Here is a 19313-nt window from a genome sequence, read left to right as displayed (position 1 = left end):
TATGGACATGGCGATGGCAATGGCAACAGCGGGCGGCATCAGGCGGATAGATCCGCGCCGCCCGTTCACGCTCAATGCCGAAGGCTTGAAGCGCATTGTGCTGGGACAGGCTGGTAGCACAGGACTTGAACAGCATGCATTGTCGCTTGCGCAGGCGCACCAGTCGATCAAGCCGCAGCGCCTGGCGGTCAACGCTCGGCTGACAAAATGCTTGCTGGCGGTGGCGCACAGCGACCGCGGCGGCCTCGATGAACATACCCGCCAGGCGGTGGCTGCCGCAGCACTGCTGGCGGACGGCGCCACCGAAGTGGTGTTGCTGGTGTTCGGCGAACTGAACGACGATGCCGCTGCCCTTGGCGCCGATCGCTGCATCGTCTTGCCTCAATACGGCAGTCATCTGTTTGCACCGGAAGCGGAGCTGGCGGCCCTGATCGCCTTGCTCGAAGAATTGCTGCCGGCGCATGTCTTCATGGCCGACAGCGGCGTCGCCGACAGCGACCTGGGACGACGCCTGGGCGCGGCCATGAGCGCGGCCAGCATCGCCACGCATGTAGTGGAGATCAAACAGGAAGGGCTGGCGGTCTATCGGCAGCAGGGCAGCCTGATGGCGCGCCGCGAGCTGACGGCAATCGTGTTGCTGGAAGCTGACGCAGTGGATGCGCGCTTGCCATTTCTGGGACGCGGGCAGCGCGACGGGCAAACGGCCGCCGCGCTCGCCGTTGCTGCGGGTGGCGCTTCGGCCGCCGCCTTTGTCGATCTTGGCGTGAAAACCATGGCAGCGTCCCAAGTTGCGCTGGATGAAGCCGATTTCATCGTTTCGGCAGGCAATGGCGTCGGCGATGTCGCCCTGTTCAATGCGCTGGCGCAGGTGCTGGACGCCGCCGTCGGCGCCAGCCGGGTTGCGGTCGACGACGGCAAGTTCGAACGCGACAAGCAGATCGGCGCCACCGGCAAGACAGTCAGCGCCAGCGCCTACCTGGCTTTTGGCATTTCCGGTGCGGTCCAGCATCTGCAGGGCATCAAGGATTGCCGTCATGTGATCGCAGTCAACCTGGATGCCAGCGCGCCCATGATCAAACGCGCCGATCTCAGCATCATCGGCGACGCGCAAGAACTGATGTCAGCCTTGCTGGAACAGGTCCGGCAGGCGCGGGCGGTGGAGGTCACGCCATGAAACAGCCGGCTATCAGGCGGATTGCGGTACTGGTATCGATAGGCCGGCACCCGGTAAGCGGCGTGCCACGCTATAGCCGTAACGACGCTGCTGCTTTAGGCCTGGCCCGCGATCTGGCCCAGGGTAGAAACGTCGCGGCTGACATCAGTATCGATGTCATCCATGCCGGCCACGCAGACAATCCGGCGCTGTCCGAGTATCTGGCGCTGGGCGCAGCCAGGATCAGCGTGATCGAAGCGGCTGCGGAGCAGGACGTGTTGCCAGCCTTGCAGGAACAACTGCAAGGCTACGACCTGGTGCTGTGCGGCAGCCGCGCCGAGAGCGGCGAGGCCAGCGGCATGCTGCCTTATCAACTGGCGGCGCGCCTGCAATTGCCGCTGCTGGCCGGAGCGATTGCGATAACAGCAAGCAGCGGAGCCATCGTCGCCGAGCAATTCTTGCCGAAAGGACGGCGGCGTGAAGTCGCCTTGTCGCTACCGGCCTTGCTGACGGTGCATCCATTGACGCCGTCTCGCTTGCGTTATGCCTACGCCCGCTTGCGCGCCGGCCGGATCAGCAGCCAGGTTTTTCCGGCGGGGATAGAACAAGCCGGCACCGAATGGCGGATCGAAAACGTTAAAGCTCTGCCACGCAAACTGGCGGCGCCGGAAAAGCGTTCCGGCCATGCACGCATGCAGGCCGCCACCGTGGCCGAGAGCCGCGGCGGCAAGGTGCTGCAGGAAGGCAGCGCAGCTGACAAGGCGCAGGCAGTGCTGGCTTATTTGCGCGAGCATCACCTGGTCGACTATTGATTTGCAACTGAATTTGTAAAGCGGCGGTTCCATAAATGCGTCACATGGAGAGTAAATTGAAAGTATCCAAAGAGATTCAAGCACTGATCGCCGAACGCCTGTCAGGCCATAGCCTGGATGCACCGTTTTACCTGAGCCCGGAAATTTTCGAGATGGATATCCGGGAAATTTTCGGCAAGCACTGGATCCATGTCGCGATCGATCCGGATATTCCCGAGCCGGGCGACTATGTCACGGTCGAGATCGGCCTCAATTCCATCGTGGTGGTGCGCGACGACGACATGGCGGTGCGCGCCTATCATAACGTGTGCCGCCACCGCGGTGCGCGCCTGTGCTCTGAGCACAAGGGATCGGTCGGCAACCTGGTCTGCCCCTATCATCAATGGACTTATAACCTGAACGGCGAATTGATCTATGCCGAGCACATGGGTGAAAAATTCGATCGCTGCAAGCACAACCTCAAATCGGTGCATGTGGAAAATCTGGCCGGACTGATCTTCATCTGCCTGGCAGAGCATCCGCCCGAGGATTTTGCGGTGATGCGTGCAGCCATGGCGCCCTATCTGCTGCCGCACGGCCTGCAGGATTGCAAGATCGCCAAACAGGTCGACCTGATCGAAGAGGGCAACTGGAAGCTGACCATGGAAAACAATCGCGAGTGCTATCACTGCGCGACCAACCATCCAGAGCTGACGGCGTCATTGTTCGAATTTGGCTTCGGCTACCAGAGCGCGCCCGGCAACGCCGAACAGATTGGTGAATTCAATCGTCTGGCGGCAGAGCGTTGCGCCGAATGGGAACGCGGCGGCCTGCCGTCGGCTGAGATCGAGCGGCTGGACGAGCTGGTGAGCGGCTTCCGCACGCAGCGCCTGCCGCTGGACCGCGCCGGCGAATCGCAGACACTGGATGGCAAGGTCGCTTGCGGCATGCTGCTGGGACAGTTCGAACGGGCCGACCTGGGCGGCCTGTCGTTCTGGACCCAGCCGAATTCCTGGCATCACTTCATGAGCGACCATATCGTCAGTTTTTCGGTACTGCCCCTGTCGGCGGAACGCACGCTGGTGCGCACCAAATGGCTGGTGCACAAGGATGCGCGCGAAGGCATCGACTATCAGCTGGATAACCTGACGGCGGTATGGAACGCTACCAACGACCAGGACAAGCGGCTGGTCGAGCTGTCGCAGCAGGGTGCGCGCAGCAGCGCCTACCAGCCTGGTCCGTATTCGCCGTTTACCGAAGGGCTGGTGGAAAAATTCTGCACCTGGTACATCGGGCGCCTGCAGGCTGGGCTGGCCGCGCCTGAGACTGCCTCAGTGAGCGTGCTGCGGAGAATGGATTGAAAGCAGAAATATTGCCGGGACCGGACATGGATACGCATAAATTGAATCGCCCGAGTTTCTGGGACGCCATGCCGCCGCTGTGGGACAGCGATCGCGAGGATAGCCTGATGTGTTGCCAGGTGCGGGCAGAGACGCATGACGTGAAGAGTTTTTTCTTCGCTGCACCTGACGGCAGCGGCTTCATCTTCCAGCCCGGCCAGTTCATCACGCTGGAGCTGGAAATCAACGGTGAAGCCGTCAACCGCTGCTACACCGTTTCCTCGTCGCCGGCGCGGCCGCATGCCATTTCGATCACGGTCAAGCGGGTGCCGGGAGGACCGGTGTCCAACTGGCTGCACGACAATCTGAAAGCGGGCGACAAGGTCAAAGTGCTGCAGCCAGCCGGTGAATTCACGTGCGCCATTCATCCGGCGGAAAAATATCTGTTCCTGTCGGCAGGCTCGGGCATCACGCCATTGATGTCGATGACGCGCGCCCATCACGACCTGTGCGACGACCGCGACATCGTTTTCATCCACAGTGCACGGACGCCGGACGACATCATCTTCGAACGCGAGCTGGGCCTGATTGCCGCCAGCCAGCAGAATTTCAAGACGCGTTTCATCTGCGAACGGCTGGGGCAGCGGCGCGACTGGCCGGGGCCTACCGGCATGCTGTCGCTGGCGGCGCTGAAGCTGATGGCGCCCGATTTCATGGAGCGCGAAATCTTCGTCTGCGGCCCCGCGCCCTATATGAAAGCGGTGCGCGGCATGCTGGATGAAGCAGGTTTCGAGCGCACGCACTATCACGAAGAAAGTTTTTCCTTTGAGACTTTGCAGCAAGAGGCCGGGCAGGCAAGCGCGGCAAATGGAGCAGAAAGCGGCGCAACACCGGCAAGTAGCGAAACGACGGCGCTGACCGGCTTTGAAATCAACTTCCAGAAAAGCAACCGCCAGATCGTCTGCGGCCCGCAGCAACATGTACTGGAAGCCGCCCGCAGCGCCGGTGTGCGCCTGGCCTCATCCTGCGCGCAAGGCATGTGCGGCACCTGCAAGGTCAAGCTGATTTCCGGCAGCGTCGACATGCAGCACAAAGGCGGTATCCGCCAGCGCGAAATAGATCAAGGCATGGTGCTCCTGTGCTGCAGCAAACCATTAAGCAACCTGGTAGTAGACAAATAAGGCCGCGCACCAGAAACCCAGTCAATCGGGGTCAGAGTTTTTTTACGACAGTTTCATCGTCGTAAATTACTCTGACCCCGATTGACGGACCAAGGAGTACAAACAGTAGTGCATCGAATTAATTTAATTCGACTTTGACCCCAATTGACGAATTACGGAGCAGCAGTCGTAGCAAACCGATGTAAATAAATTCGACTCCGACCCCAATTAATTTCAACTAGCTTGCTACGGAGCACGAACAGCAGCAAGTCGAAAAAAATCAATTCGACTCTGACCCCAATTGTTTGAAAACGCCGAAAGAGTCAAGCCATGAACCCATTACGAAAACTATGTTGCCTTGTCCTCACACTGACATGCCTCGCAAGCATGGGCGCGGCAAGTGCTGAATCTAAGCCGGTCATCAAGATCGGTTACGTGGAAGGCTGGTCCGACAGCGTGGCTACGACTTATGTCGCGGCGCAAATCATCAGGCAGGATCTCGGCTATGAGGTCAAGCTGATTCCGGTATCGGCCGGCCTGATGTGGCAGGGCGTGGCGCGCGGGGATCTGGATGCGACCATGTCGGCCTGGCTGCCGACTACGCAGGGCGCTTATTATGAAAAACTGAAAGACAAGGTGGTCAATCTCGGCGTCAATTACCCTGGCGCCAGGATAGGGTTGATTGTGCCTGCCTATGTCAACGTCGGCAGCATCGCTGACTTGGCGGCACAGAAAGCCGCTTTTGAGGGACGCATCGTCGGCATCGATGCCGGCGCCGGCGTCATGACCAAGACTGAACTGGCGATCAAGGAATACGGACTCGACTACAAACTGCTGCCAAGCTCGGGCAGCGGCATGGTGGCCGAACTGGAGCGGTCGATCAGGAACAATAAGGCGATTGCAGTGACGGGATGGGTGCCGCACTGGATGTTCGCCAAGTGGAAACTCAAGTTTCTCGACGATCCGAAGAAGGTCTATGGCGAAGCCGAACATGTCGACAATATCGCCAATCCCGGCCTGGCGGCGAAGGCCAGACCGGTGAATGACTTGCTGACGCATTTTTCATGGAAACCGGGTGAAATCGACAGCGTCATGCTGGCGATAGAAAACGGCGCCAAGCCGGAAGCCGCGGCCAGGCAATGGCTGGATGCGCATCCGCAGCGCGTCGGTGAATGGCTGCAGAAATAGGCGGTTCAGCTTTTAAGCAAGGCAACCGCGGCGGCTTCCGCTTCGCCTAGCAGCCAAGCGCTGTAGGGTGAACACACGTGCCCACGCGGAATTGGCAGGAGGATGGGTATTTCAGCGTGGGCAATGAAACCTGCCCACCTTGCATTCCTTTGTCAGAGCGCGGGCGGCCGCTCCGCGCTGGCCGGGCTTGCGGCGGTTACCTTCATGTCGCCGCCAAGGGCCTGGTACAGCTTGACCTGGCTGTTGAGCAGGTTGAGATCGTTGTCCGCCACGGCGCTCTCGGCGCTACGCAGGGTTTCCTGTGCATCGAGCCAGATCTTCAGCGCCACCGAGCCGGCGCGGTAACGCTCCTGGTACAGGCTTTCGATGCGCCGGGCTGCTGCCAGCGACTGCGCCAGCCTGACACCCTGATCCTGGAACTGGCTGCGTGCGGACAGCGCGATTTCGACATCGCGCAAAGCCTTGTAGAAAGTCTGGCGGAAGTCGATCGAAGCCTTTTCATAATCGACCTTGGAGACTGCGATATTCAGCTGCATCTGGTTCCATTGCAGGAATGGAAAAGTCAGGCCGGAGGCCAGCGTGCCTACAGGATTTTGCAGCAGGTTTTGCAGGCTGGTGCTGCTGCTGCCGAGGGTGCCGGTCAGGCTGAAGGTCGGATAGTAGCCGCTGCGTATGGCGTCGGCGCTGGACAGCGTCTTGCGCAGGCGCAGTTCTGCTGCGCGCAAATCCGGCCGTCGCGCCAGCAGCTCGGCAGGCAGGCCGGCATCGACCGCAGGCAGGGTGTCGGCCGTGAGGCGGTAGTGCCCGCTGTCCTTGGTTTCAGGCGGCCCGTCAAACAGGATCGCCAGCGCACTGCGGGTTTCCACCATGTCTTGCAGCAGCAGCGTATGGCTGGCTTGCTGCGACGCCAGCGAGCGCTCGGCTTCCAGCACTTCCAGCGCGGAGACGGCGCCGGCCTCGTATTGCACGCGCACCAGCTGCAGGATCCTGGCGACATAGGCGATGCTTTGTTCGCTGAGGACGATCCTTTGTTCCAGATTGGCGATCTTCCAGTACAGGCCGGCGGTGGTGCCGATCAGCGACAGGGCCGCGCTGTCGCGGTCTTCCGCGGTCGCCAGCGCTTCCCATTGGGCAGCGTCGCGCTGGCTGGCCAGCTTGCCCCACAGGTCCACTTCGTAGGCGACGCTTGCCGTCAGCGACTGACTGCGGCTGCTGACCGGCGCGCCGGGCAAGCCCGGGATGGCGCCCGACGAGCCGTTCAGGTTGCGGCTGTTGCTGGTGTTCAGGCCTAGCGAGACGGTCGGATTGGTGGTCGCCAGGCCGGCTTGCAGCTGCGCCCGCCGCACCAGGATGGCCGCCGCCGCCAGGTCGTTATTGCGCGCCAGCGCCAGTTCGATCAGCTGGTCCAGCTGCGGATCGTTGAAGTTGCGCCACCAGCGATCATGCAAGACGGTGTCGCCGGCCACTAGCAGCGGCTGATTCTGCCAGCTTGTTGGCGTGCTCAGCGCTGCGGGCTGGTAGGGCGTATGCATGGCGCTGCAGCCAGCCAGCAAACTGGCGGCAAGCAGGCCGAGGATAGTGTTGAAATTGCGCATGGGGATAGGTTTCATTCTCGTGCCAGGGCTTCGACCGGATCCAGGCGGGCCGCGTTGCGGGCTGGTAAAAATCCGAAGATGATGCCGATCAGGGTGGAGCAGGTGCAAGCCACTACGATGGAAGTGAGCGAATAGTGCATCTGGAAACTGCCGCCGAAGCTGGCGAACAGCACGCCGATGCCGAGCGCCAGCCCGATGCCGAGCACGCCGCCGAGCAGGCAGACCAGCACCGCTTCGATCAGGAACTGCCGCATGATGTCGCCCTGGCGCGCGCCGACCGCCATGCGCACGCCGATTTCCTGGATTCGCTCGGTGACCGAGACCAGCATGATGTTCATCACGCCGATGCCGCCCACCGCCAGCGAAATCAGGGCAATCATCGACACCAGCAAGGTCATGGTGCGGGTAGTCGATTCGATCGTCTTGCGGATGCTGTCGCTGTTCAGGATGAAGAAGTCCTTGCTGCCGTGGCGCTGGGTGAGCAGCTTGACGATGCTCTTTTCGGCGGCGGCGGGCGAGGCGGCGTCGTTGATGCGCACCGTGATCGACTGCAGGGAAGATTTGCCAATGATGCGCGTCTGCGCCGTGGTATAGGGAACCCATAGGGTCAGGTTGCTGCCACCTCCGCCAAAGGAGTTGCTTTCCTTCTTGGCGACGCCGATGATGCGGCTGGGGATGCTTCCCAGCATCAGTACCTGGCCGATCGGATCATCGCGGCTGCCGAACAGCTTCTGGCGCGTATTGTGATCGATCACCACTTCCTGCAGCTGGTGGCGGATGCTGTCCGGCGTGAACGAACGGCCTTCCGCCATCGTTATTCCGTAGACGCGGAAGTGCTGTTCGCCGACGCCTTGCAGCGAGGCGCTCACCGAAATATTTCGGTAACGCACGGTGGCTGCAGTGGTGACGCCGGGCGTGGCGCTGTCGGCATACGGCTGCCGCGCCAGCACGTCGGCGTCGGCCGACACCAGCGTGCGCACCGCGGCTGCCTTTTCATCGCCCCAGTCTTTGCCGGGATAGATCGTGATGTTGTTGGTGCCGAGGAAGTTGATGTCCTTCAGGATTTGCTGGCGCGAGCCTTCGCCCAGCGCCACCACCGACACCACCGAAGCGATGCCGATGATAATTCCCAGCATGGTGAGGAAGCTGCGCAGCCGGTGCGAGCGCATGGCCAGCAGCGCCATGCGGCAGGCTTCGATCAGGCTGGCGCCGGTGGCGCGCCAGGACGATTCTTGCTGCAGGTCGATCAGCGGCCGCTGCGCGCCGGCCGCCGCAGGCTGCGCCGCCGTGCTGCTGCCGCCGCTCTTGCTGGGGCGGTCGGCGACGATCTCGCCGTCGCTGATTTCAATGATGCGTTGCGCATACTCGGCCACATGCATGTCATGCGTGACGATGATCACGGTATGGCCTTCGGCATGCAGCTCCTGCAGGATCTTGATGACTTCCTGGCCGCTGTGGCTATCCAGGGCGCCGGTCGGTTCGTCGGCCAGTATCACCTGGCCGCCGTTCATCAGCGAACGGGCGATGCTGACGCGCTGCTGCTGGCCGCCGGACAGCTGGCTGGGCCGGTGGTGGCTGCGGTTGGCCAGGCCGAGGCGCGCCAGCAGTTCCTGCGCGCGCTGCTTGCGCGCCGCCGCCGGCTTGCCGGCATAGATCGCCGGGATTTCGACATTGCTGGCGGCGTCCAGGTCCGGCAGCAAGTGATAGCGCTGGAAGATGAAGCCGAAATGTTCGCGCCGCAGCTGCGCCAGCGCATCCGCCTGCATCTCGCCGGTGGCCTGGCCGGCGACATGATAGCTGCCGCTGCTGGGACGGTCGAGGCAGCCGAGGATATTCATCAGCGTCGACTTGCCCGAGCCGGAGGGGCCGACCAGCGCCACCATTTCACCGGCGGCAATCGTCAGGTTGATGTTGTTGAGGACGGTGACGGTTTCTTCGCCGGACGGAAAGCGCCGATACAGTCCGTTCAGTTCTAGCAAGGCTGGCTTCATGGTCAGCCCATGATCATGGCGGCTTGTTCCTCAGCCGGCTTGTCGCCGCCGTCGCCGACGATCACTTTTTCTCCCGCTTTCAGGCCGTCCAGCACCTGCGCCTGGATATTGTTGATGCCGATCCGCACTTGGCGCATGGCCACGGTGTGCTTGCCGTCCTTGGTTTGCAGCACCCGGACCTGATAGCGGCCGTCCTTGCCGCGTTCGCCCAGCGCGGTCGAGGGAATCGTCAGCGCGCCCTTGGCTTCGTTGAGGACGATGGAGACTTGCGCCGTCATCGAAATGCGCAGCTTGTTGTCCGGATTGGGGATATCGAACAGGGCGTTGTAATACACCGGCGCCGCGGTCGCAGCAGTCTTGCTTTTGTCGCTGCCGTCGCTGCTGATCGAATCCGGCGCCGGCTCGACGCTGCGCAGGATGCCGTTGAAGCGATGGTCGGGATCGCCCAGGATGGTGAAGAACACCGGCTGCTGCGGCTTGACGCGGATGACGTCGGCTTCCGACACCAGCGCTTTCACGGTCATGGTGTTCAGTTCCGCCAGGATGATGATGGTCGGCGTCAGCTGGGCGGAATTGACGGTTTGTCCTTCCTTGGTGACGATCGACACGACCTTGCCATCCATCGGCGCGGTGATCTTGGTATAGCCGAGATTGAGCATGGCGGTGCTGACGGTGATCTTGGCCTGTTCGATCTGCGCATTGAGCGAATCGATATCCGCCAAGGTCGATTGCAGCGTGGCTTCTGCGGTTTCGTAGTTTTCACGCGAGCCGGCGTCGCCCGCCAGCAAGCGCTGCTGGCGCGCAAAACCCGAGCGCGCCTGCACCAGGCTGGCTTGCTTGGAGCGCAGCTGGGCGCGCACCTGGTTCAGCGCCGCCTGGGCGTTTTGCAGCGCATTCTGCTGCGTCAGCGAGTCGATCTCGGCGACCAGCTGGCCTTTCTTTACTTCCTGTCCCAGCGCTACCTTCAGCGATTTCAGCTGGCCTGATACCTGGGCGCCGACATTCACCTGCTGCAAGGCTTCCAGCGAGCCGTTGGCCAGCACCGTGTCCTGGATGTCGCCGACAGTGACCGGCGCGGTCAGATATTGCGGTTCTTTGCTGGCGGAAAAGAAATAATGGTAGAGACCAAAGGCCAGCAGTAAAAGTAGCCCTACGGAAATAATGTAGGCCAAGGGATTTTTTTTCAATAAACGCATGATGGGAGCCCACGGATTGCCGGATCGCCAGGTTCTTCTGCTCAAGAGGAGATGATGAAATAAAGAGTAGAGAAAATGGCACTATGTTGCATCTTAGCATCCGGGGTCCAGCCATGGTCCAAATGCGGCTAGCGCATTGCGCATGGCTGTGCCATCAGAAATCGCGGCAGCGCAAAAGTTCCCTTGCGATAAGCATGCGCTGCGGTTGTCAGCGCGTTTCCTTTGCCGTTACTATGGGTTCACGCCGCGCTGGCAACGTACCGGCAATCGGCCTTGTATCACATGAAGAGGATGCTTATGGATCTGCTTATACGGAATGCCTCGCTGCCGAACGGCAGGACCGGGGTTGATATTGCTATTGCCGGCGGCCGCATCAACGCTGTCGGCGTGGCGCTGGCAGTCATTGCCGAGCAAGAGATCGATGCCGGCGGCAACCTGGTGACGCCGCCGTTTGTGGATGCGCATTTCCACATGGATGCCACGCTCAGCTACGGCCTGCCGCGCGTCAACAGTTCAGGCACGTTGCTGGAGGGAATAGCGCTATGGGGCGAGCTGAAGCCGATGCTGACCCAGGAAGCGCTGGTGGCGCGCGCCATGCAGTATTGCGACTGGGCAGTGGCGCGCGGCTTGCTGGCGATCCGCTCGCATGTGGATATTTGCGACGACCGCTTGCTGGCGGTGGAGGCGCTGCTGCATGTCAAGCGCCGTGTCGCGCCTTATCTGGATCTGCAGCTGGTGGCGTTTCCGCAGGACGGCTTGCTGCGCAGTCCGACTGCATTCGCCAATCTCAAGCGCGCCATCGCCATGGGTGTCGACGTGGTCGGCGGCATTCCGCATTTCGAACGCACCATGGCCGAGGGCGCCGAGTCGATCAAGCTGTTGTGCCAGTTCGCTGCGGAGAAAGGCTTGCGGGTCGACATGCATTGCGACGAATCGGACGATCCCATGTCGCGCCATATCGAAACCCTGGCTTTTCATACGCGGCGGCTGGGCATGCACGGCCTGGTGGCGGGGTCGCACCTGACGTCGATGCATTCGATGGACAACTATTATGTCAGCAAGCTGCTGCCGCTGATCCGCGAAGCGGGCGTGGCGGCGATCGCCAATCCGCTCATCAACATCACCTTGCAAGGGCGCCACGACAGCTACCCGAAACGGCGCGGCATGACGCGCGTGCCGGAACTGCTGGAAGCAGGCATCGACGTCGCCTTCGGCCATGACTGCGTGATGGATCCCTGGTACAGCCTGGGGTCTGGCGACATGCTGGAAGTGGCGCACATGGGTTTGCATGTGGCGCAGATGACAGGACAGGAAGCAATGCACGCCTGTTTCATGGCGGTGACGGAAACGCCGGCGCGCATCCTCGGCCTCGGCGGCTATGGCTTGACGCCAGGCTGCAATGCCGACCTGGTGGTGCTGGACGCCGGCAGCACGGTGGAAGCCATCAGGCTGCGCGCCGGCAGACGCTATGTGATCCGGCGCGGCAAGGTGATCAGCCAGTCGCCCGCGGCGCAGGCGACCTTGAACTTACCGGGACGGCCGGCGGCGCAGGATTTCCGCCTGAATTCCGCTTGAGTGGAGCACGCGCCGGGCGGCCTCGATCTGTCAGAAGGGTAGGGTGGGCACCTGTGCCCACGCAGTCTCGCAGACATTCATGTACCGGACGTGTGTGCTCCGCTTCATCCGCGTGGGCACAGGTGCCCACCCTACGTGTCTGATCGGAAATGCGCAGGGCGGCTCCGATCTGTCAGAAGGTTTTGGTCAGGGACAGCACTAGCGTAGTGGCTAGCGGATTGGAGACTTCGGCGACGCCGGCCGAGTTCAGGACGCCGGTGGTGTAGCGGTCGTACACGCCGTTCTTGCCCCAGCCCTTGGTGACTGCGCCGGTCACGGACCAGCCGCCGTCGAAGGCCTTGGTCAGCGCTACTTTGCCATCCTGGAAGCTATAGGCGGAAAAATTCCTTACCCGCTCGTTACCGTAATGCAGCAGCAAGCTGTAGCCGCTGCCGAGGTCGAAAGTGCCGTTCAGGTCCAGATAGCCGGAGCCGCGGCTGTGCTGGCCGTTGCCGATGCCGAGCGTGGCGCTGTTGTAGCCGAAATAGTCCGGCGTGTAGGTTAGCCAGTATTTGACGTTGAACCATTTATAGGTGAGCGAGGCGACCGCTTCGCCATAGTTGTACTTGGTGTGGGCGAACGATGCTTCGGCGCCCGGGTAGACGTAGTAGTAGATCTGTCCGGTATAGGTCAGGTCGCCGGCGCTGCCGGTATAGCCGCCATACAGGTCCCATTCGACCGAACCGTTCTCGATGAAATGATCGCTCACGCTCGACATCCAGGTGCCGGCAAACAGGCCGCTCGGATGAGCATAGTCGACGCCGCCCTGTATCGCCGGCTTGCCCCAGGTCTGGCGGAAACCGCGCGAGACGTATTGCGAGGCGATGGTAACGTTGGCGGTAAATGGCGATGCCGGGGCGACGGCTGCTGCTGCCGGCGCCGCGGCAGTTGCGCTGTCGACAGTCTGGGCCAGCGCCGGCAGGTGCAGGGCGCAGGCCATCAGCGCCGCCAGCCATGGAGTGATCCTGATGCTGTTGAATTTCTGAAACATGTCTACTGCTCCCATTTGAATGCGTTTCCATTTTGATATCAATCGCATTTTATGACGATTGCCGGCGATTGCTGCAAACAGAAAACGAGACTGCATGAATGCGGCGGCAGTCGAACCGCTGCCGTGCCGTTGCGGTAATGCGCGCCAGGCTGCGCTACCTGGCGATAATTATTGTCCCGGTGTCGAAACACAACTCCCTGCAATTGCGACTAAAAATGATGGAATTGCGACATGCCGCCAGCACGCCGGCCGCCACCAGTCATGGCACGACACGTGCTTCGTCGTTTTTGAATAAGTGCTTGTCGTAAATCGTCATTCGGCCAAAGACCTTTGTCGCGACTATGTGATTAACGCTGAACGAAGTTTCCCTTGAATTTCCGCGATCGCGACGGTCGGGCCGAAGCCGCTGCTGCTTGTCTTTCCTGCTGTGCTGCACATACACTCTGCAGCAGTGGATTTCAAACAAGCGGGCAATGACCGTCAGGCTAGACCCGCACGCGAGCGATAGGTTGTTGCAAGGAATTGTCCGGACAGCAACTGATCGCATGCACTATCAGGAGACAGGTAATGAAGTCTGCAAAAGTGGTAGTCGACCGTTTGTACAAGGTCTTCGGCAACAATCCGCAACTGGCTTTGAACATGCTCGAAAAAGGGCATTCCAAGGACAAGATTTTCGCCGAGACCGGGCAGGTGGTTGGCGTCCAGAACGTTTCCTTCGAGGTGCAGGAGGGCGAGATCTTTGTCTTGATGGGGTTGTCAGGTTCCGGCAAGTCGACCCTGATCCGCCTGATCAACCGGCTGGTCGATCCCAGCGCCGGCAATGTCCTGGTGGATGGCCAGAACGTGGCGCAGATGACGAATTCGCAATTGATCAAGCTGCGCCGGCGCGACATGAGCATGGTGTTCCAGTCGTTTGCGCTGATGCCGCACCGCACCGTGCTGTCGAATGCCGCTTTCGGCCTGGAAGTGGCCGGCACCGGCAGGAAGGAGCGCGAACGGCGCACCATGACGGTACTGGAGCAGGTCGGCCTGGCGCCGTTCGCCAACAAGCTGCCGTGCGAACTGTCGGGCGGCATGCAGCAGAGGGTAGGGCTGGCGCGGGCGCTGGCGGTCAATCCGTCGCTGATGATCATGGACGAGGCCTTCTCCGCCCTCGATCCGCTCAAGCGCAAGGAAATGCAGGACGTGTTGCTGGATCTGCAAAAGGAACAGCGCCGCACCATCATCTTTGTCTCGCACGACCTGGAAGAAGCGCTGCGCATCGGCAGCCGCATCGCCATCATGGAGGGCGGCCGCCTGGTGCAGGTCGGCAGTGCCCAGGAAATCATCGACAACCCGGCGGAAGAATATGTGCGCGCCTTCTTCGACGGTGTCGACACCAACCGCTACCTGACCGCCGGCGACCTGATGCAAGCCAACGCCGTGCCGCTAGTGGCCTCCGCCAATGAAGTGCATGCCAGTGGCGAGCTGTATCACCGTAGCCGCTCCGATTACGCCTTCGTGGTGGATGGCGCGCGCAAGGTGCAGGGCATCGTCGCCACCCGCCGCCATGCCGACGCCAGCGGTAATCTCCAGGCCAGCGGCATGGAGCGGATCGAGGTGATCCATCACCGCAGCAACCTGGAGGACGTGATGGACAAGCTGATAGTCAGCCGCTCGCCCTTGCCGGTGGTGGACGGCGACGGCTGCTATTGCGGCGCGATCAGCCAGGCCATGGTATTGAAAGCTTTGTCAACATCCCGAGGTTCGCATGTCTGAGCATCTTCCGCTGGGACGCTGGGTCGACCAGTTCGTCCATTACATCCTCGATAAGCACGGCAACAGTTTCGACAGCTTCGGCAACGCCATCAGCTGGTTTGCCGAGTCCATAGAGCACGGCCTGCAAGTATTGCCGCTGTGGCTGCTGATGGGCTTCTTCATTGCGCTCGGCGTCTGGCGCGTCGGCTTCAAGTTTGCGCTGTTCACCGTGGTGTCTTTTTTCGTGATCTACAACACCGGCTTCTGGGACCAGACCATCGTCACCCTGGGACTGACCATCTCTTCCACCCTGATCAGCCTGGCGCTGGGCATCCCGGTCGGCGTCTGGGCAGCCAAGAGCAAGCGGGTGGCGATGATCGTGCGGCCTATCCTCGACCTGATGCAGACCATGCCAGCCTTCGTCTATCTGATCCCGGCCGCCATGATGTTCGGCCTGGGCCGGGTGCCGGGCATCATCTCCACCGTGATCTTCGCGATGCCGCCGGCGGTGCGCCTGACCGCGCTCGGCATCCGCCAGGTCAACAATGAAATCGTCGAAGCCGGCCAGGCCTTCGGCTGCACCAGCTGGCAGCTGCTGTACAAGGTGCAGTTCCCGAACGCCTTGCCTTCCATCATGGCGGGCATCAACCAGACCATCATGATGGCCTTGTCGATGGTGATCATCGCCTCGATGGTGGGCGCCGGCGGCCTCGGCAACGACGTGCTGGCCAGCATCCAGCGGCTGGATATCGGACTCGGCTTTGAAAGCGGACTGAGCGTGGTGCTGCTGGCGATCATCCTGGACCGCATCACCGAGAGTTTCGGCCGCACGCCGGAAGCCGGCAAGGTGCAGCGCTTTTTCCGGCTGCGCAAATGGTTCCGCAAGAGTCCGGCGCTGGCCGCCGGCTAACCAGGGCATGGGTAGTGCAAGCAAGATTGCAGCAACGTGATCCGCGCGCTGGAACGCCAGCGCCGGTAGCCAAAGATGGAGGCAGGATGTCTTCGCAGCAACTAGCTTCAAAACCGGCATCGCCGCACAGCGCGGCGCCAGCGCCGGTGGTGCATTTCGGCTTTCTCACCTTGCCGAATTTTTCGATGATCGCCTTCGCCAGCGCCATCGAAGTCCTGCGCATGGCCAACTACATCAGCCGCCAGACCTTGTACCGCTGGTCGGTGATCAGCATCGACGGCTTGCCGGCGCTGGCCAGCAACGGTTTGCCGATCTCGCCGACCTTGACGCTTGAGCAGGCCGGTACGCCCGACATCCTGTTCGTCTGCGGTGGGGTCAAGATCCACGAGGCGGTCGACGACAAGCTCAACGCCATGCTGACCCAGCTGGCGCGGCGCAACGTCATGCTGGGCGGAATCTGCACCGGCAGTTATGCGCTGGTCAAGGCGGGGCTGATGAATGGCTATCAGTGCGCCATCCATTGGGAAAACATTTCTGCCCTGCGCGAAGACTTTCCGCGCGTGTTGTTTACCGAGGGACTGTTTGCAGTGGACCGCGACCGCCTCACCTGTTCCGGCGGCACCGCGCCGATCGACCTGATGCTGAACCTGACCGCCAACCGCTACGGCAAGACGCTGGCGGCGGAAATTTCCGAGCAATTCATCCTGGAGCGGATTCGCGACGGCGCCTATCAGCAGCATATTCCGATTGCAGCCCGGCTCGGCTTCAGCCGCAAGGAACTGATCGAAGTGGCGCGGCTGATGGAAACCCATATCGAAGAAACCCTGTCGTTTGAAGAGATCGCCAGGCTGGTGGGCTTGTCGCAGCGGCAGCTGCAGCGCATGTTCAAGTACTACCTGGATGTCACGCCGACCCATTACTACCTGCAGCTGCGCTTGCGGCGTGCCCGTGAGCTGCTGTTGCAGACCACCATGTCGATCATGAGCGTGACGGTGGCTTGCGGCTTCCAGTCGTCCTGCCATTTCAGCAAGGCGTATCGCAATCAGTTTGGCCGTTCGCCGAGCAGCGAACGGCATTTGCGTCATCCGTTCCTGTCAGCGGTGGATGAACTGCCGCAGTTGCCATCCTTGCCGTCTTTACCGCCGACACCGGATGAGCTGTTTGACGCTGGCAGGCAATAGCATGTCGCAATCGGTCTAAGCCACCGCGCGCATGCGAGTAATTTCTGGTTTGTACCAAGACGCCTGGTTTTACACGCTGGCTGCGGCCTGGCGTTGAAGTGCAAGCCTAAGCGTTCAATTTATGCCGATGCAATGCAAACGGGGAGCGTCGGACTTTCGTCTTTGCCACAGGAGAAAATGTAATGAAATCATTCAAGCTGGCGCTGGCCGGCATGGGCATCGCCTCTGCCTGTTTTATATTAGTGTTGGGAGCCGCGCAGGCGCAGGAACCGCAATCGTGCAAGAACGTGCGCTTCGCCGATGTCGGCTGGACCGATATCGCTGCCACTACCGGCCTCGCATCCGCCGTCTATGAAGGGCTGGGCTATCACACCACCAAGACCATCGCCTCGGTGCCGATCACGTTCGCCGGCGTCAAGAATAAGCAGATCGACCTGTTCCTCGGCTACTGGGCGCCGACCATGGATCCCATCATCGGGCCTTTCGTCAAGGAAAATTCGCTGAAAGTGCTGGCCACGCCCAACCTGACCGGCGCCAAATATACGCTGGCGGTGCCGACCTATGCCTACGACGCCGGCCTCAAGACTTTTGCCGACATCGCCAAGTTCTCCAAGGAGCTGGACGGCAAGATCTACGGCATCGAGCCCGGCAACGACGGCAATGCCCTGATCCAGGGCATGATCAGCAAAAACCAGTTCAACCTCAAGAACTTCAAGATGGTGGAATCCAGCGAGGCTGGCATGCTGATCGAGCTGGGCCGCGCGGTCAAGCAAAAGAAATGGATCGTGATCCTGGGCTGGGAACCGCATCCGATGAATGTGCAGCAAAAGATCAGCTACCTGAGCGGCGGCGACGAAGTGTTCGGTCCAAACTATGGCGAAGCCAAGGTCTACACCGTGACCGCCACCGATTATGCGACGCGCTGCCCGAACGCCGACAAGCTGGCGGCCAACCTGCAATTTTCCACCGGCATCGAAAACCAGCTGATGGGCCGCATCATGGACAAGCAAGATCCAAAAGACGCGGCCAAGGACTGGCTGAAGAAAAATCCGCAGGTGCTTGACAAGCTGCTGGCTGGCGTCAAGACCTTCGACGGCAAGGATGGCTTGCCGGCAGTGAAGGCTGCGCTCGGCATCTGATCCGCAAAATAAAGAAGTGGGTGCAAGGCGCTCCGTCCCGGCGGAGCGTGGCTGCACTCGACTATCGCAGGCAATTCCCCATAATAATCTGACGCAAGGAGACAGCATGTCTGAAAATCGTGGCGTGGTTTATATCGAACAGGGCAAGGTAGAAATACAGTCCATCCCGTTCCCCAAGCTGGATAATCCGCAAGGCCGGAAAATCGAGCATGGCGTGATCCTGAAAGTGATCTCCACCAATATCTGCGGTTCCGACCAGCACATGGTGCGCGGCCGCACCACGGCGCAAGCCGGACTGGTGCTGGGCCATGAAATCACCGGCGAAGTGATCGAATGCGGCTCGGATGTGGAAACCATCAAGAAGGGCGATCTGGTATCGGTGCCGTTCAACGTCGCCTGCGGCCGCTGCCGGACCTGCAAGGAACAGCACACCGGCGTCTGCGAAACCGTCAATCCGGCGCGTGCCGGCGGCGCCTACGGCTATGTCGACATGGGCGGCTGGATCGGCGGCCAGGCCGAGTACGTGATGGTACCGTATGCCGATTTCAACCTGCTGCGTTTCCCGGATAAAGAACAGGCAATGGCCAAGATCCGCGACCTGACCTGCTTGTCGGATATCCTGCCGACCGGTTACCACGGCGCAGTCACTGCCGGCGTCGGTCCCGGTACCACGGTGTATGTCGCCGGCGCCGGTCCGGTTGGCCTGGCAGCCGCTGCCTCCGCGCGCTTGCTGGGGGCGGCGGTGGTGATTGTCGGCGATGTCAATCCTTTGCGCCTGATCCATGCGCGCAGCGTCGGCTTTGAAACGGTGGATCTGTCCACCGATGCGTCGCTGAGCGACCAGATTGCCAAGATACTGGGCGTGCCTGAAGTCGATTGCGCGATCGACTGCGTCGGCTTTGAAGCGCGCGGCCATGGCCACGCCGGGGCGCAGGCGGAAGCGCCGGCCACCGTGCTGAATTCGCTGATGGAAGTGACGCGGGTGGCGGGCAAGATCGGCATCCCGGGCTTGTATGTGACGGACGATCCGGGGGCGGTCGATAGCGCCGCCAAGCGCGGCAGCCTGAGCATCCGCCTCGGCCTCGGCTGGGCCAAGTCGCACAGCTTCCATACGGGCCAGACACCGGTGATGAAGTACAACCGCCAGCTGATGCAGGCCATCCTGTGGGACCGGATCAAGATTGCCGACATCGTCGGCGTCGAAGTGATCACCCTGGACCAGGCGCCGGCCGGTTACCAGCAGTTCGATGCCGGGGCGCCGAAGAAGTTTGTCATCGATCCGCATCATTTGCTGAAAAAAGCGGCTTGATGCAGTGCTGCTGCCGGC

15 protein-coding genes are annotated in these 19313 nt (G+C 61.2%); 11 read left to right on the top strand and 4 right to left on the bottom strand.

Going from position 1 to position 19313, the window contains the following annotated elements; all coding sequences use genetic code 11:
* Positions 1-13 precede the first annotated feature (13 nt).
* From VNZ65_RS02775 to VNZ65_RS02755, 5 genes are all read left to right on the top strand, one after another.
* On the top strand, positions 14-1174 hold the full coding sequence (locus tag VNZ65_RS02775) for an electron transfer flavoprotein subunit alpha/FixB family protein (RefSeq protein WP_325665846.1): 1161 nt from the start codon (positions 14-16) through the stop codon (positions 1172-1174).
* Complete coding sequence (locus VNZ65_RS02770; protein ID WP_325665844.1) at positions 1171-1965, top strand: electron transfer flavoprotein subunit beta/FixA family protein; 795 nt, start codon at positions 1171-1173, stop codon at positions 1963-1965. The genes VNZ65_RS02775 and VNZ65_RS02770 overlap by 4 nt, the downstream gene beginning before the upstream one ends.
* Before the next feature lie 35 nt (positions 1966-2000).
* Entirely contained in the window at positions 2001-3305 is a 1305-nt protein-coding gene (locus VNZ65_RS02765) for an aromatic ring-hydroxylating dioxygenase subunit alpha (protein ID WP_325665842.1), read from the top strand.
* A 26-nt stretch (positions 3306-3331) separates the two neighbouring features.
* Complete coding sequence (locus VNZ65_RS02760; protein ID WP_325665864.1) at positions 3332-4465, top strand: hybrid-cluster NAD(P)-dependent oxidoreductase; 1134 nt, start codon at positions 3332-3334, stop codon at positions 4463-4465.
* A gap of 309 nt (positions 4466-4774) precedes the next feature.
* Entirely contained in the window at positions 4775-5632 is an 858-nt protein-coding gene (locus VNZ65_RS02755) for a glycine betaine ABC transporter substrate-binding protein (RefSeq protein ID WP_325665840.1), read from the top strand.
* Between the two features lie 152 nt (positions 5633-5784).
* On the opposite strand, the gene VNZ65_RS02750 is transcribed toward VNZ65_RS02755, so the two are convergent.
* The 3 genes from VNZ65_RS02750 to VNZ65_RS02740 are packed head-to-tail and all read right to left on the bottom strand — an operon-like array spanning position 5785 to position 10414.
* Positions 5785-7242, bottom strand: coding sequence for an efflux transporter outer membrane subunit (locus VNZ65_RS02750; RefSeq protein ID WP_325665838.1), 1458 nt, complete (start codon positions 7240-7242; stop codon positions 5785-5787).
* Complete coding sequence (locus tag VNZ65_RS02745; RefSeq protein WP_325665836.1) at positions 7239-9218, bottom strand: MacB family efflux pump subunit; 1980 nt, start codon at positions 9216-9218, stop codon at positions 7239-7241. Before VNZ65_RS02745 ends, VNZ65_RS02750 begins: the two co-directional genes overlap by 4 nt.
* Before the next feature lie 2 nt (positions 9219-9220).
* Positions 9221-10414: an efflux RND transporter periplasmic adaptor subunit gene (locus tag VNZ65_RS02740; RefSeq protein WP_325665834.1), complete on the bottom strand. Its 1194-nt coding sequence runs from the start codon at positions 10412-10414 to the stop codon at positions 9221-9223.
* A 297-nt stretch (positions 10415-10711) separates the two neighbouring features.
* Between VNZ65_RS02740 and VNZ65_RS02735 the strand changes: the two genes are divergently transcribed.
* The gene (locus VNZ65_RS02735; RefSeq protein WP_325665832.1) at positions 10712-11989 is read left to right on the top strand and encodes an amidohydrolase family protein; all 1278 of its coding nucleotides are present in this window, start codon (positions 10712-10714) and stop codon (positions 11987-11989) included.
* 172 nt (positions 11990-12161) lie between these two features.
* On the opposite strand, the gene VNZ65_RS02730 is transcribed toward VNZ65_RS02735, so the two are convergent.
* Positions 12162-13019: a TorF family putative porin gene (locus tag VNZ65_RS02730; protein WP_325665830.1), complete on the bottom strand. Its 858-nt coding sequence runs from the start codon at positions 13017-13019 to the stop codon at positions 12162-12164.
* Positions 13020-13586: 567 nt separating this feature from the next.
* Here VNZ65_RS02730 and VNZ65_RS02725 point away from each other — a divergent pair.
* The 5 genes from VNZ65_RS02725 to fdhA all read left to right on the top strand — a co-directional run bounded on the left by VNZ65_RS02725 (position 13587) and on the right by fdhA (position 19295).
* A complete protein-coding gene (locus VNZ65_RS02725) occupies positions 13587-14777 on the top strand; it encodes a glycine betaine/L-proline ABC transporter ATP-binding protein (protein ID WP_325665828.1) in 1191 nt (396 codons plus the stop codon).
* Positions 14770-15666, top strand: a complete 897-nt coding sequence (choW, locus tag VNZ65_RS02720) for a choline ABC transporter permease subunit (protein WP_414649026.1) — start codon at positions 14770-14772, stop codon at positions 15664-15666. The genes VNZ65_RS02725 and choW overlap by 8 nt, the downstream gene beginning before the upstream one ends.
* An 86-nt stretch (positions 15667-15752) precedes the next feature.
* Positions 15753-16847 (top strand): GlxA family transcriptional regulator, encoded by a 1095-nt coding sequence (locus VNZ65_RS02715; protein ID WP_325665826.1) that lies wholly within the window; start codon positions 15753-15755, stop codon positions 16845-16847.
* A 182-nt stretch (positions 16848-17029) separates the two neighbouring features.
* Positions 17030-17986, top strand: a complete 957-nt coding sequence (locus tag VNZ65_RS02710; protein ID WP_325665824.1) for a choline ABC transporter substrate-binding protein — start codon at positions 17030-17032, stop codon at positions 17984-17986.
* Between the two features lie 106 nt (positions 17987-18092).
* The gene (gene fdhA, locus VNZ65_RS02705) at positions 18093-19295 is read left to right on the top strand and encodes a formaldehyde dehydrogenase, glutathione-independent (protein ID WP_325665822.1); all 1203 of its coding nucleotides are present in this window, start codon (positions 18093-18095) and stop codon (positions 19293-19295) included.
* Positions 19296-19313: the final 18 nt, after the last annotated feature.

It is taken from the genome of Collimonas sp. (assembly GCF_035566555.1).
Lineage (GTDB): Bacteria > Pseudomonadota > Gammaproteobacteria > Burkholderiales > Burkholderiaceae_D > Collimonas.
This window is presented reverse-complemented; position numbering and strand designations above follow the sequence as displayed.

Excerpts from the sequence above, each read along its gene's own strand:
- VNZ65_RS02715 (WP_325665826.1), top strand. The coding sequence starts at position 15,753 with ATGTCTTCGCAGCAACTAGCTTCAAAACCGGCATCGCCGCACAGCGCG.
- choW (WP_414649026.1), top strand. The coding sequence starts at position 14,770 with ATGTCTGAGCATCTTCCGCTGGGACGCTGGGTCGACCAGTTCGTCCAT.
- VNZ65_RS02745 (WP_325665836.1), bottom strand. The coding sequence starts at position 9,218 with ATGAAGCCAGCCTTGCTAGAACTGAACGGACTGTATCGGCGCTTTCCG.
- VNZ65_RS02710 (WP_325665824.1), top strand. The coding sequence starts at position 17,030 with ATGAAATCATTCAAGCTGGCGCTGGCCGGCATGGGCATCGCCTCTGCC.
- VNZ65_RS02770 (WP_325665844.1), top strand. The coding sequence starts at position 1,171 with ATGAAACAGCCGGCTATCAGGCGGATTGCGGTACTGGTATCGATAGGC.
- VNZ65_RS02750 (WP_325665838.1), bottom strand. The coding sequence starts at position 7,242 with ATGAAACCTATCCCCATGCGCAATTTCAACACTATCCTCGGCCTGCTT.
- VNZ65_RS02775 (WP_325665846.1), top strand. The coding sequence starts at position 14 with ATGGCAATGGCAACAGCGGGCGGCATCAGGCGGATAGATCCGCGCCGC.
- VNZ65_RS02725 (WP_325665828.1), top strand. The coding sequence starts at position 13,587 with ATGAAGTCTGCAAAAGTGGTAGTCGACCGTTTGTACAAGGTCTTCGGC.
- fdhA (WP_325665822.1), top strand. The coding sequence starts at position 18,093 with ATGTCTGAAAATCGTGGCGTGGTTTATATCGAACAGGGCAAGGTAGAA.
- VNZ65_RS02730 (WP_325665830.1), bottom strand. The coding sequence starts at position 13,019 with ATGTTTCAGAAATTCAACAGCATCAGGATCACTCCATGGCTGGCGGCG.
- VNZ65_RS02765 (WP_325665842.1), top strand. The coding sequence starts at position 2,001 with ATGCGTCACATGGAGAGTAAATTGAAAGTATCCAAAGAGATTCAAGCA.
- VNZ65_RS02755 (WP_325665840.1), top strand. The coding sequence starts at position 4,775 with ATGAACCCATTACGAAAACTATGTTGCCTTGTCCTCACACTGACATGC.
- VNZ65_RS02760 (WP_325665864.1), top strand. The coding sequence starts at position 3,332 with ATGGATACGCATAAATTGAATCGCCCGAGTTTCTGGGACGCCATGCCG.
- VNZ65_RS02735 (WP_325665832.1), top strand. The coding sequence starts at position 10,712 with ATGGATCTGCTTATACGGAATGCCTCGCTGCCGAACGGCAGGACCGGG.
- VNZ65_RS02740 (WP_325665834.1), bottom strand. The coding sequence starts at position 10,414 with ATGCGTTTATTGAAAAAAAATCCCTTGGCCTACATTATTTCCGTAGGG.